The sequence below is a fragment of the Kribbella sp. NPDC050459 genome, assembly GCF_040655315.1.
Taxonomy (GTDB): domain Bacteria; phylum Actinomycetota; class Actinomycetes; order Propionibacteriales; family Kribbellaceae; genus Kribbella.
In genome coordinates this window covers 142,025-154,438 of the sequence record NZ_JBFAJQ010000016.1, presented here as the reverse complement: position 1 = coordinate 154,438, position 12,414 = coordinate 142,025, and the positions used below count along the sequence as shown (strand labels likewise).

The window sequence follows — 12,414 nt, the reverse complement described above, 5'->3', positions numbered from 1 at the left end:
GTCGGCGCGCCACCGTAAGGTGGGTGCCCATGAACGACCGGCTGGTGTGGATCGACTGCGAGATGACCGGCCTCGACCTGGCGAACGACGCCCTGATCGAGGTCGCGGTGCTCGTCACCGACTACGAACTGAACGTGCTCGGTGACGGGATCGACGTGGTGATCGCGCCCCCACCGGCTGCCCTCGACCAGATGGGCGACTTCGTCCGCGACATGCACACCGGGTCCGGACTGCTCGAAGAACTCGCCAACGGCATCCCGCTCGCCGACGCCGAACAGCAGGTCCTCGACTACATCACGTCGTACGTCAAGGAACCCCGCAAAGCCGCCCTCGCCGGCAACTCCGTCGGCACCGACCGGACCTTCCTCGTCCGCGACATGCCGCGCGTCGAATCCCACCTGCACTACCGCAACGTCGACGTCAGCTCGATCAAGGAACTCGTCCGGCGCTGGTACCCGCGGGTCTACTACGCGACGCCCGCCAAAACCGGCAACCACCGGGCGCTCGCCGACATCACCGAAAGCATCGACGAGCTGCGGTACTACCGGGAAACCGTCTTCGTGCCACAGCCCGGCCCCGACTCCACCACCGCCCGGGCCGCCGCCAGCCTCATCGTCGACGGCGCCCCCGAGGACAGTCCAACAGGCGCCTGACCTGCGGATCCACCCTCGATTTCTGGTCCTGACAGTTCATCGCTATGATTGCTCAGCCGTCGCGGTTCGGACGGCAATGGTGGGTGTAGCTCAGCTGGTAGAGCACCTGGTTGTGGTCCAGGTGGTCGCGGGTTCGAGTCCCGTCACTCACCCGATGGCCGGCCATGCCTGCGGAGAGCGCAGGCTTGGTCGGCTTCGTCATTTTGTGCGGCTGCGCTTCGCTTGCCGCCGGCGGGGGCTCCGCCACCCGCACCCCCTTTCGCCTTCGCTTCGCTCGGCTCCTGGGTTGGGTTTCGCGGTTGCCGCCGGGGCCTGGGTTGGGTTTCGCGGTCGGCGCCGGGGCCTGGGTTGGGTTTCGCGGTCGCCGCCGGGGTTGGGGTTGGGTTTCGCGGTTGGCTCGGGGCCTGGGTTGGGTTTGCGGTCGGCGCTGGGGTTGGGTTTGCGGTCGGCGCCGGGGCCTGGGTTGGGTTTCGCGGTTGGCTCGGGGCCTGGGTTGGGTTTTGCGGTCGCCGCTGGGGTTGGGTTTGGCGGTTGGCTCGGGGTGGGTGGGTGGGCGTGGGAGGATGCGCTGGTGAAGTTGAGTGGGAGTGCTTGGTTGGGGTACGGCGTCGTGGTTGTGGTGACGTTTGTGGTGGGGTTCTTGGCGTTTGCCGTTTGGGTTCTCTCGAAGGTTTTCTGAGCTGGGTGTGACCCAGGCCCGCCGTGGGTGCGTCTTGTGGGGCAGAGGCATCTACAGGAGGTGTGGATGGGTACGACCGGGGACTTCGAGGAGTTTGCGCGGGCACAGATACCGCGGCTTTATCGGACTGCTTGGCTGCTGGCGGGCGATCGGCATCACGCCGAGGATCTCGTGCAGGAAACGCTGGCGAACCTGCTGAAAGTCTGGCAGCGGATCGACAGCCCGGGGGCTTACGCGCGGACCGCGCTGGTGCGGACGTACATCTCGCAGCGGCGGCGTAAGAGCTGGTCGGAGCGGCCGACCGCCGACGTGCCGGAGATTGCGGAGCGGGCCGGGGATCCGGAGCTGCGGATGGCCCTGCAGAGCGCACTGGCCGAGCTTGCGCCGCTGGATCGGGCCGTGTTGGTGCTGCGGTTCTTCGAAGATCGCAGCGTCGAACAAGTGGCGCTCGATCTCGGCAAGAAGACCAGTGCGATCACCACCCGCACCGCCCGCGCCCTGGACCGCCTCCGCGCCGTCCTCGGCGAAGGCGCCGACCAGCTGATCGCGCTCTGAAAGGCGAGGAGAACCATGAACACCCAGCTCACCGACCTGATGCACCGCGCCACCGAGAACCTCGAGCCGGTCACACCCGACCTGCTCGAACGCACCGTCGCGCATGGACTACGGCTGCGACGCCGGCGTACGGCGCTGCTTACCGCGTCCGGCGCCGGCGCCGTACTCGCAACCGCGGGCCTGATCGCCGGCGGGATCCACCTGGCCGGCTCCCCGACGAACGTCGCCGTCGCCGGCTCCCCGGTGCCGTCAGCCAAGCCGACACCGACCGCCAAGCCGCCCGCGGTCAACCTGAAAGAGACACTCGCGACGCTGAAGACGCTCGTCACGGCGCCCGGACGGACACTCTCGAGCCCCGAGACCTGGGGCGGCGGCGACTACGCCGGCGCGGCGTACGTCGTCGACGACGGGCACGGCGCCGCCCGGGTCGACGTACTCCTGTCCGGCGGAGGCGAGGCGAACCCGTGCGTCCCGGTCCGCCAGGGCTGCAGCACCCTCCCCGACGGCTCGGTCGTGTACGTGTCCAAGGAGTCCCCCGTGTACAGCGACAGCCGCCAGTCGCGGTACGGCGTCATCAGCAACTACGTGCTGCTGTACCGCCACGACGGCCGCGCCATCAGCCTCACGAGCTACAACGGCCCCGCGGAAAAGGACAAGCAACACACGCGCCCCAAGCCGCTGCTCTCCACCGAGGCCCTCACCGCCCTCGCGAAGAGCAAGTCCTGGAAGCTCCCACCGGTCTCCCCCACCAAGGCGTGGAAGGGCACCAAGGGCGCGAAGCCCACGAAGTAGCCCCACCCCGAGCCCATCGCGACTGCTCCCCCGGAGCGATCGCGATGGGCTCACTTCGCGGCGAGTACGATCGCGCCCGGGCCGGCGCACCGATCGGGTTCACGATCGGCAACAATGCAGCCAGTGCCGAAACCGCAACGTGTACCGGCTCCACGGTCGGGAGCGTACAAGCCTCTGAGGGGAGCCACCGTGCGCCACGAGGTCACCGCCGCCGACACAGCACTCGCCGTCGGCAGCGGCGATGTCGAGGTCCTCGCCACGCCCCGCCTGATCACCTGGCTCGAGTACACGACCGCACAGCTCGCCCTGACCGCGCTCGAGCCCGGCCAGACCTCGGTCGGTACGTCGGTCCGCATCCGCCACCGCCTCCCGACCCGTGTCGGCGACACCGTGGACATCGCCGCCGACGGCCCCGAGGTGGACGGCCGGCACCTGCGCTTCCAGGTGCGCGCCACCAACTCCGCCGGCCAGCTCGTCGCGGACGGTGAGCTCGAACGGGTCGTCGTCGACCGCGAACGCTTCCTCGCGAACGTGCCCTAGACCGGCGGCTCGACGTACCAGCGCGGGAGCTCGCCGGGCTCCAGGCTCGTCGGGTCGCCGGGCCGGGACAGCGTGAGGATCGCCTGCTGGATCTCCGGGCGGGCGTTCAGCGCGTCCTCGATCGCGTACAGCCGGGCGGCGACCTCGGACTCGACGTCGTTGCCGGCGACGTCGACCGCGGCGACCAGGAAGATCCGGTCGGCGCCGACCCACTCCATGTGCAGGAAGCTGATCCGCTCGATGTCCTCGTGCGCGAGCAGCGCGCGGAGCACCCGGTTGCGGGCCAGCGGGGTGACCGCCTCACCGGTCAGGAAATCCATGTTCCGGCTGATCAGGAACAGCGCGACCGTACCGAGCAGGATGCCGACCACGATCGAGCCGATCGCGTCCCAGACGGCGTTGCCGGTGAGTTGGTGCAGCAGAATCGCGACTCCCGCGATCAGGATGCCGATCAGCGCCGACAGGTCCTCGACGAACACCGCCCGGAGCACCGGGTTCGACGTGAGCCGGACATACCGCCAGGGGCGCAGCATCCGCTCCAGCGCGCCCGCCTTGGTCTGCCGCAGCGCCTGCGCGAACGAGATCCCCTCGAGCACGAACGAGATCCCGAGCACGGCATACGCCCAGCCGTACGACGTGGCCTCCGCCTCGCCGTGCTGCAGGGACTGGATGCCGTGCCACACCGAGACCGCTGCACCGACCGTGAACAGGCCGAACGCCGCGAACATCGACCAGACGTAGCTGACCCGCCCGTACCCGAGCGGGTGCAACCGGTCGGCCGGCTTTCGCGCCCGGCGCTCCCCGATCAGCAGGAACACCTCGTTGCCGGTGTCGGCCCACGAGTGCGCCGCCTCCGCCGTCATCGAGGCGGATCCGGTGATCACCGCTACCACTGTCTTGGCGAGCGCGATCAGCAGGTTGGCGGTGAGCGCGACCAGGACGGTCAGCAGGCTCTCGCCGCCGGTCGCCTCGTCGTCCGTGCTGCTCACGGTCCGACCATACTCAGCTGACCGGCCGGATGATGCGTTGCTCGATCGCGCGTGCCACGGCGGCCGCGCGGGTGTCCACGCCCAGCTTGGAGTAGATGTGCGCCAGGTGGGACTTGATCGTGGCCTCGCTGACATACAGCTTCTTCGCAAGGTCCCGGTTCGACTTGCCGGTGGCGAGCAGGCCGAGGATCTCTACCTCGCGCTCGGTGAGCATCGGGCCGGAGCGCCGGACGAGCCGCGCCGCCACGGCCGGTGCGAGCACGGTCTCGCCGCGCGCGGTGCCGCGGATCGCGCGGAACAGGTCCTCCGGCGGCGCGTCCTTCAGCAGGTATCCGGAGGCGCCGGCGTCGATCGCGCTCATGATGTCGGCCTCGGTGTCATAGGTCGTCAGAATCAGCACGTACGGCGGCTCGGGCAGTGCCCGCAGCCGCGCGGTCACCTCGGCACCGCCGGGGCCTGGGCCGAGATTGAGGTCCATCAGCACGACGTCCGGATGCAGGCCCGCGACGAGCTGCTCCGCGCTGTGCGCGTCGGACGCCTCGCCGACGACGATCAGATCGTCCTGGGCCTCGACGAGCGCGCGGATGCCGGCGCGCACGACGGGATGGTCGTCGACCAGCGCAACGCGGATCGCCGGGGCCGCGGCATCGCTCGTCATGAATGCTCCGCCGTCGCCCGCAGCGGGATCGACGCGGCCAGCGCCGTACCGTCCCCCGGTTCACTCTCCAGCACCAGCGTTCCTCCCAGTTGTCTCAGTCGTTCCCGGATTCCGGCCAGGCCGTGACCGCGGTCGGAATCGATGGTGACATGAGATCGCGGAAGGCCCCGGCCGTTATCCACAACGTCGAGGACCACCGCGTCGGGGTGGTACGTGAGAGTCACGAAGGCCGTTTCCGCGTGCGCGTGTTCGAGCACATTGGCCAGTGCGCCGCGAGCGGTGCGCAACAGTGCGGTCTCCACCTCCGAGTCGAGAGTCACCGGCTCACCGTGCACCTGCACCCGGACGTCGAGGGCGCTGTGGGCCGCCAGCCGTTCGCAGGTCTTGCGCAGTGCTTCCGGCAAGCCCGCGGCCAGCTCGGCCGGCGCGAGGTCGCGGACCACCCTCCTGGCCTCGTCCAGTCCGTCGCGGGCGGTGGCGGCCGCCTGGGCCGCGTGCTCGCGCGCTGCAGCCGGCCGGGCGTCCCACTCGCGCTCGGCGGCTTGCAGCAAGAGATTGATGCTCGACAGACCCTGCGCCACGCTGTCGTGGATCTCCCGCGACAGCCTCGCTCGCTCTGCCATGGCTCCTGCCTGGTGCTGTGCGTCGGCCAGGTCGCCCTGCGCGGCATGCAGCTCGTCCAGCAGCGCCTGTCTGGCCAGCGCGTCCCGCTCCAGCGCCCGGTAGGCGCCCACGGCAAGCACTGCGACACAGACCGGCCCCAGCACGATCGTCGGGTCCAGCCGGTCGGTCATCCGGGTCCACTGGACCACGGTGACCACCACCATGCCGGCCACGACCAGACAGGCCGGGCGGAACGACAGGATGCGCAGGGCAACAAATGAGAGCGGCACGGCGCACCAGGCGAACGACGGCGCCAGCAGGACCAGGGCGCACCACTCCACGACCAGCAGCGCCAGCCAGACCCGGCTGGGGAGCAGCCGGTAGGCGCCGTACGTCGCCAGCAACACCGCTGCGCCGAGCAGCACCCACGGCGCGCGGTCGCCCAGGCCGTGACCGGTCAGGTAGCGGATCGCGGACGCCAGCACGAGGACGACCAGCGCCGCGTGCAGAGCGGTCACCAGCCGCGTCGCGTGACTCAGGATCGACGGAGTGTGCGCAGTGGACATGTTCTGCCGATCGTAGGCCGCTCAGCCCCGGATCCGAATCATCCGTTCGGCTATCCATCGGTGGCCGAACACCCGTCGTGCGGACCGGTCCCCCCGACGGAGGCTGGAGGCAGCTCGAATCCACCGACCGTCCTGAGAGGTTCAGATGTCTGTCCGTTCGCTGTCCGCCACCCTCGCCTTGTCCGCCACCCTGCTCGGCGCCGGAGCCTCGGCGGCCTTCGCCTCGCCGGCACACACCCGGCCGAGCACCTACGAGCTCCCCGGTGACCCAGGCGGCTCCAAGTTCGAGGGCATCGGGTTCGACGCGCGCACGAAGAACTACTACGTGTCCGAGACCACCGGCGGTGAGATCCACCGCGGGCAGCTGCGCTCCGGTGCGGCGACCGAGTGGCTGCAGGGCGACGGCACCGACGGCCGCTGGACGGCCCGCGGCGTCAACGTCGACTCCCAGGGCCGGGTATATGTCGCCGGCGGGCCGAACGGGATCGACCACCCAGGCGCGCCGGACCTGTGGGTGTATGACCGCGACGGGCAGCTGCTGGCCGCGCTGCGGACCGGCGTGCCGAACGCGTTCCTGAACGATCTGGTGATCGGTCCGGACGGCGCGGCGTACTTCACGAACTCGAACGCTCCACAGATCTTCCGGGTCGCCGAGCAGCACGGCCGGTGGACCGTCACGACCTGGGCCGACGCGACCGAGACGATCGACACGGCGACCGGCTTCAACCTCGGCGGGATCGTGCTGTCGCCGGATCGCAAGGCGCTGGTCGTGGCCCAGGGCAACGTCGGCAAGCTGTGGCGGTTCGACCTGCGGACCACGGAGGCCACCGCGGTCGACACCGCGGGCGCCGACCTCGTGAACGCCGACGGTCTCGTCCAGCAGGGCAACAGCCTCTGGGTCGTGCGCAACTTCTCGAAGGTGCTCAGCACCCTGCAGGTGTCGGCCGACGGACGCATCGCGCGGCTGGTGTCCGCGACGCCGACCGACCCGGACCGGGTGCTGACCACCGCGAAGCTCGCCCAGGGCCGGCTGCTGGTCGTCGACAGCAAGTTCGACGAGGCGACCGCGGTCCCGCCGTACCAGGTCATCACGCTCGATCCCCGCCGATGAATCGCCGCCCGATCGCTGTGGCCGCCGTCCTGCTGATGGCGGCGACCACAGCGTGTTCCACTGAGACCAGCAGTGCGCCTACGACCTCCCCCTCGCCCTCCAGGAGCGCAACCGTGCCGTCCACCCTCGACAGTCAGCTGATCGCCGCCGCCTGGAAGAACGACGTGGCCGAGGCCAAGCGCCTGATCGCCGCGGGCGCGGACGTCAACGCGGTCGACGACACTGTCCAGAGCGCGTTCCTGATCGCCGCCAGCGAGGGCTACCTGGAGCTGCTCGACCTGACGCTGGCCCACGGCGCCGACGTCCGCAGCCTCGACAGCTATCACGGCACGGCGCTCATCCGGGCCGCCGAGCGTGGTCACGCCGCCGTGGTCGGCCGGCTGATCAAGGCCGGCGTGGCGGTCAATCACGTCAACAACCTCGGCTGGACCGCCTTGCACGAGGCGGTGCTGCTCGGCAAGGGCACCCCGCAGTACGTCGACACCGTCCGGCTGCTGATCGCAGGTGGGGCCGATCGCGCCAAGCCTGCCGTCAGCGACGGCGCCACACCGGTCCAGGCCGCCAAGGACCGCGGCCAGACAGCCGTCAGCGCCGTCCTCGACACCCACGCGAAGGCTGACGCGCTGCTGGACGCTGCGGCGGCCGGAGACGCCAACAAGGTCGCCGCAGCGCTGGCTGCCGGCGCTCCGATCGAGTCCCGCGACGACCACCGTCGTACGGCGCTGTTGCTCGCCTCGCTCAACGACCGGGTCGACGTGGCCTGGCTGCTCGTGGCGCTCGGCGCGGACCCCGACGCGCAGGACGACCGGCAAGACTCCGCCTGGCTCGTCACAGGCGTCACCGGGAGTGTCGCGATGCTGGAGACCCTGCTGCCCGCGAACCCGGATCTGACCCTGCGGAATCGGTTCGGCGGCATCTCGGTCATCCCGGCCGGCGAACGCGGCCACGTCGACTACGTCCGGCGGGTCGTCCAGACCAAGATCAACGTCAACCACGTGAACAACCTCGGCTGGACCGCCCTGCTGGAGGCGATCATCCTCGGCAAGGGCACGCAGCAGTGGCAGGAGATCGTGAAGATCCTCGTCGGCGCCGGCGCGGATCCCAATCTGGTCGATGCCGACGGCGTCAGCCCGCTCCGGCACGCCGAGTCCCGCGGGTATGACGAGATCGCCAAGACCCTCCGCGCCGCCGGAGCCCGGTCAGTACAGCTAGCTAGCGGTCGCGGGTCAGACAGCGGGACGGGAGCTCGAACCAGCGGAGGTGATCGAAATCGGTGTTGACACTGCCCTCGGAGTCGCTGCGGTCCTGCTGACAGGTGGACAGCAGGTCGCGGGCCTCGGCGAGGTAGTCGTCGAGGGCGGACTCCGGCGCCGTGTGGTCGTGGCGCGGGTACCGGAGCTTGCCGTCGGCGTCGTAGCCGACCTGGGAGAGCCGCATCGGCGGCTCGACCGGGCCGCGGTGGTGCCTCCACAAGCCGTTGGCCGGGTCGAAGCGGTAGTCGCCGAGCAGCCGCCAGCCGTCCCGGGCGACGAGTTTGACGGCCTCGACGACGTACGCGAACACCGCCTCGGAGATGAAGTAGTTGAAGTTGACCCGCACCCAGCCGGGCTTGATCCCCTCACAGCCGTGCATGATTTCGTGCTCGAACTCGTGCGACCGGTCCAGATCGATCCCGAGCAGCGCATGCCCGTACGGCCCGGCGCACGAACAGCCGCCCCGCGACTGGATGCCGAACAGGTCGTTCAGCAGCGCGACCACGAAGTTGTGGTGCAGGTACCGCCCCGAGGGCGCCTTGACCACGAACGACACGATCGACAGCCGCTCGGCGTCCAGGTTGCCGAGGATCTGCAGGTTCGGCTCGGCCGTCCAGGCCGCGACCGCGCGCCGCAGGTAGGCATCCTCGTGGGCACGGATCACGTCGATCCCGACCGCCTGCTTCAGCTGGAAGGCCAGCCCGGCGCGGATCGAGCCGATGATCGCCGGCGTACCGCCCTCCTCGCGGTGCACCGGGTCGTCCAGATACCGGTGCTCGAGCGGGTTCACATAGGCGACCGTGCCGCCGCCCGGCACATCGGGCACCCGGTTGCGGAGCAGTTCGCGGCGCGCGACCAGCACGCCGGGTGTGCCCGGGCCGCCGATCAGCTTGTGCGGGCTGAGGAAGATCGCGTCCTTGTACGACAACGGGTCCTGGTCGCGCCCGCCGTACATGTCGATCTCGACGTACGGCGCCGCCGCGGCACAGTCCCAGAACGAGAGCGCGCCGTAGCGATGCAGCAGCGCCGACAGCCGCTGCGTGTTGCTGACGATCCCGGTCACGTTGCTCGCCGCCGAGAACGAACCGATCTTCAGCGGCCGGTCGGCGTACTCCCGCAGTCTCGACTCGAGCTGGTCGATGTCGATGTGGCCGTCCGCGTCCTGCGAGATCACCACCACGTCGGCGATCGACTCGCGCCAGGGCAACTCGTTCGAGTGGTGCTCGTAGGGGCCGATGAAGACGACCGGGCGCTCGTCGCGCGGGATCCGGTCGGTCAGGTGGTACCGGTCGTCGAGCTCGGCGGGGATCCGCAGGCCCATGATCCCGATCAGCTTGTCGATCGCCCCGGTCGCGCCCGAGCCGCAGAAGATCAGCGCGGTCTCGTCGTCACCGCCGACGCTGGTGTGGATGATGCGCCGGGCGTCCTCGCGCAGCCGGGTCGTCTGCAGCCCGGTCCCGCTCGACTCGGTGTGCGTGTTCGCATACCGCGGGAGGACCTCCTCACGGATGAAATCCTCCAGGAACGTCAGCGCCCGCCCGGAGGCGGTGTAGTCGGCGTACGTGACGCGCCGCGGACCGTACGGCCCCGGCATCACCTGGTCGTCACCGATCACCGACGCCCGGATCCGTCGCAGCAACGGCGACTCCGGCGGCATCTCCGCCTGCTCCCCCTGGATACCCATGTCTCAGAGTATGGCGCGGACGTGACCTGCGTCTCGGTGATCGCTGCGCGTCTCGTGGATAAGGTCGGTGCAGTCGACGCCGAGGAGTGGGGATGACGTTTTCCAGCGAGCTGTGGAACCGCGGGGCCGCCTCCGTGTACGACGAGATCGTCCGGCACCCGTTCATCACCGGCCTGACCGACGGGACGCTCGACCACGATGCCTTCCGGTACTTCATCATCCAGGACAGCCACTACCTCCGGGCGTACTCGCGAGCGCTCAGCCTGGTCGCCGGACGCGCCCTGGACGAGGACGCGGTCAGCATGTTCGCGCTGCACGCCGCCAACGCGATCGCCGTCGAGCGTGAGCTCCACACGTCGCTGCTGGCGTCTCTGGGGCTGACGGCGGCGGACGTCGACGTAGCCGGCTCGGGTCCCACCACCACGGCGTACATGTCCTATCTGACCGCTGTGTGCGCCACCGGGACGTACGCCGAGGCAGTGGCCGCTGTCCTGCCCTGCTACTGGATCTACCGCGACGTGGGACGTGAGTTGCTCAAGCGGTCGTCCCCCGACCCGGCGTACCGGAAATGGATCGAGACGTACGGCTCGGAGGAGTTCGACGCAGTCGTCGAGTCGGTACTCGCCGTCACGGACGGACTGGACGTCGGAGCAGCTGAGCGGGAACGCTGTCATCAGCACTTCGCCATGACGTGCCGCTACGAATGGATGTTCTGGGACGCCGCGTACAACAAACTCGATTGGCCGGTGGGATGAAGGACTTCTACGACGTCGTGATTGTCGGCGGCGGGCACAACGGGCTCGTCGCGGCCGCGTATCTGGCCCAGTCCGGGCTCTCCACCCTCGTCCTCGAGCAGCAGCCGCACACCGGCGGCGCTGCGGTCAGCCAGCGCGTGTTCCCGGGCGTGGACGCCCGGCTGTCGCGCTACTCGTACCTGGTCAGCCTGCTGCCCGACAAGATCGTGGCCGACCTTGGCCTCGGTCTCGAGCTCCGGTCCAGGACAGTCGCGTCGTACACCCCGGTACGCCGTGACGGGCGCGACGTCGGCCTTATGGTCGAGCGTCGCGAGGGGGCGGCCACCCGTGCCTCGTTCGCCGCGCTGACCGGCAGTGACGCGGAGTACGACGCGTGGGCGGCGTTCTACGGCGCAGTCGGCTCAGTGGCCGCTGCTGTCGCTCCCACGCTGCTGGAGCCGCTCAGGACGGCGGCTGACCTCCGCTCCCGCGTCGACGGCGCGTTGTGGGACGAGCTGGTCGAGCGGCCGCTCGGCGAGACCATCGAACGGCGCTTCACCGACGACACCGTCCGCGGGGTCGTCGCGACGGATGCCATCATCGGCACGTTCGCCGGGCTGCACGACGAGTCTCTGATCCAGAACCGGTGCTTCCTGTACCACCTGATCGGCAACGGCACCGGCGAGTGGCGGGTGCCGGTGGGCGGTATGGGAGCGGTCACCGACGCGCTGGCGGCAGCAGCACGACGCGCCGGCGCCTCCCTGGTCACCGACGCGGCAGTCACCTCGGTCCAGGTCGACGGGACCCGCGGATCGGTCACCTGGCTCGGTGGTGACGGTGAGCGATCCGTGGACTGCGCCTGGGTGCTCTCGAACGTCGCCCCGTCGACACTGGCCACGCTGCGCGGTCAGACTGATGTCGAGAAGCCGGAGGGGTCGCAGCTGAAGGTCAACCTGCTGCTGAATCACCTCCCCGCACTCAAGTCGGGTGACGACCCGGCACAGGCCTTCGCCGGCACGTTCCACATCGACGAGGACTACAGCCAACTCGAGGCGGCGTACCGCTCCGCCGCGGCGGGCGAGCTGCCCGCCGTACCGCCGTCGGAGGTGTACTGCCACTCGCTGACCGACCCGTCGATCCTCTCCCCCGACCTGATTGCCTCCGGCCACCACACCCTCACCGTGTTCGGCGTGCACTTCCCCGCCCGGTTGTTTGCCTCCGACAACGATTCGGCCCGGGCCGAGTCCGTACGCCGGGTGCTCGCCGGCCTCCAGTCGTACCTCGCGGAACCCCTCGAGGACTGCATCGCCCGGGACGCCGACGGCAACCTGTGCGTCGAGGCCAAGACGCCGTACGACATCGAGGAATCGGTCGGCATGCCCGGCGGCCACATCTTCCACGGCGACCTCCAATGGCCCTGGGCCACCGACCCCGCCGACGCCGGCCGCTGGGGCACCGAAACCGACGTCCCGAACCTCCTCATCTGCGGCTCCGGCGCCCGCCGAGGCGGCGCCGTCTCCGGCCTCGGCGGCCACAACGCAGCCATGACCATCCTCACCCGCTAACCGATTTCGCATCTCCCCGATCCCCCTGCTAC

Annotated in this window: 12 protein-coding genes and 1 tRNA gene; 9 read left to right on the top strand and 4 right to left on the bottom strand. The window is 69.8% G+C overall.

Annotated elements, in window-relative coordinates; translation table 11 throughout:
• Positions 1 to 29 precede the first annotated feature (29 nt).
• From orn to AB0I12_RS36765, 5 genes are all read left to right on the top strand, one after another.
• Complete coding sequence (orn, locus tag AB0I12_RS36785; RefSeq protein ID WP_359939156.1) at positions 30 to 653, top strand: oligoribonuclease; 624 nt, start codon at positions 30 to 32, stop codon at positions 651 to 653.
• 79 nt (positions 654 to 732) lie between these two features.
• A tRNA-His gene (locus AB0I12_RS36780) sits at positions 733 to 805 on the top strand.
• Positions 806 to 1,398: 593 nt separating this feature from the next.
• Entirely contained in the window at positions 1,399 to 1,887 is a 489-nt protein-coding gene (locus tag AB0I12_RS36775; protein ID WP_359939153.1) for a SigE family RNA polymerase sigma factor, read from the top strand.
• A gap of 15 nt (positions 1,888 to 1,902) precedes the next feature.
• Complete coding sequence (locus AB0I12_RS36770; protein WP_359939150.1) at positions 1,903 to 2,679, top strand: hypothetical protein; 777 nt, start codon at positions 1,903 to 1,905, stop codon at positions 2,677 to 2,679.
• A 189-nt stretch (positions 2,680 to 2,868) separates the two neighbouring features.
• Positions 2,869 to 3,219, top strand: a complete 351-nt coding sequence (locus tag AB0I12_RS36765; protein WP_359939147.1) for a hotdog domain-containing protein — start codon at positions 2,869 to 2,871, stop codon at positions 3,217 to 3,219.
• Here the strand turns inward: AB0I12_RS36765 and AB0I12_RS36760 are convergent.
• Genes AB0I12_RS36760 through AB0I12_RS36750 form a run of 3 tightly spaced genes read right to left on the bottom strand, consistent with a single transcriptional unit; the run spans position 3,216 to position 6,035 of the window.
• A complete protein-coding gene (locus AB0I12_RS36760; protein WP_359939144.1) occupies positions 3,216 to 4,208 on the bottom strand; it encodes a cation diffusion facilitator family transporter in 993 nt (330 codons plus the stop codon). The two genes, AB0I12_RS36765 and AB0I12_RS36760, sit on opposite strands and share 4 nt — an antisense overlap.
• Before the next feature lie 13 nt (positions 4,209 to 4,221).
• Positions 4,222 to 4,866, bottom strand: a complete 645-nt coding sequence (locus AB0I12_RS36755; RefSeq protein ID WP_359939141.1) for a response regulator transcription factor — start codon at positions 4,864 to 4,866, stop codon at positions 4,222 to 4,224.
• Complete coding sequence (locus tag AB0I12_RS36750) at positions 4,863 to 6,035, bottom strand: sensor histidine kinase (RefSeq protein ID WP_359939138.1); 1,173 nt, start codon at positions 6,033 to 6,035, stop codon at positions 4,863 to 4,865. The genes AB0I12_RS36755 and AB0I12_RS36750 overlap by 4 nt, the downstream gene beginning before the upstream one ends.
• A 145-nt stretch (positions 6,036 to 6,180) precedes the next feature.
• On the opposite strand from AB0I12_RS36750, the gene AB0I12_RS36745 reads away from it, so the two are divergent.
• Positions 6,181 to 7,146: an SMP-30/gluconolactonase/LRE family protein gene (locus tag AB0I12_RS36745; protein ID WP_359939135.1), complete on the top strand. Its 966-nt coding sequence runs from the start codon at positions 6,181 to 6,183 to the stop codon at positions 7,144 to 7,146.
• Between the two features lie 113 nt (positions 7,147 to 7,259).
• Positions 7,260 to 8,426 (top strand): ankyrin repeat domain-containing protein, encoded by a 1,167-nt coding sequence (locus tag AB0I12_RS36740; RefSeq protein ID WP_359939132.1) that lies wholly within the window; start codon positions 7,260 to 7,262, stop codon positions 8,424 to 8,426.
• Here the strand turns inward: AB0I12_RS36740 and AB0I12_RS36735 are convergent.
• On the bottom strand, positions 8,359 to 10,083 hold the full coding sequence (locus AB0I12_RS36735) for an aminotransferase class V-fold PLP-dependent enzyme (RefSeq protein WP_359939129.1): 1,725 nt from the start codon (positions 10,081 to 10,083) through the stop codon (positions 8,359 to 8,361). The two genes, AB0I12_RS36740 and AB0I12_RS36735, sit on opposite strands and share 68 nt — an antisense overlap.
• A 92-nt stretch (positions 10,084 to 10,175) precedes the next feature.
• Here AB0I12_RS36735 and tenA point away from each other — a divergent pair, with 92 nt between their 5' ends.
• Entirely contained in the window at positions 10,176 to 10,838 is a 663-nt protein-coding gene (gene tenA / locus AB0I12_RS36730) for a thiaminase II (RefSeq protein WP_359939126.1), read from the top strand.
• Entirely contained in the window at positions 10,835 to 12,382 is a 1,548-nt protein-coding gene (locus tag AB0I12_RS36725; protein ID WP_359939123.1) for an NAD(P)/FAD-dependent oxidoreductase, read from the top strand. Before tenA ends, AB0I12_RS36725 begins: the two co-directional genes overlap by 4 nt.
• The last annotated feature ends 32 nt before the right edge of the window (positions 12,383 to 12,414 follow it).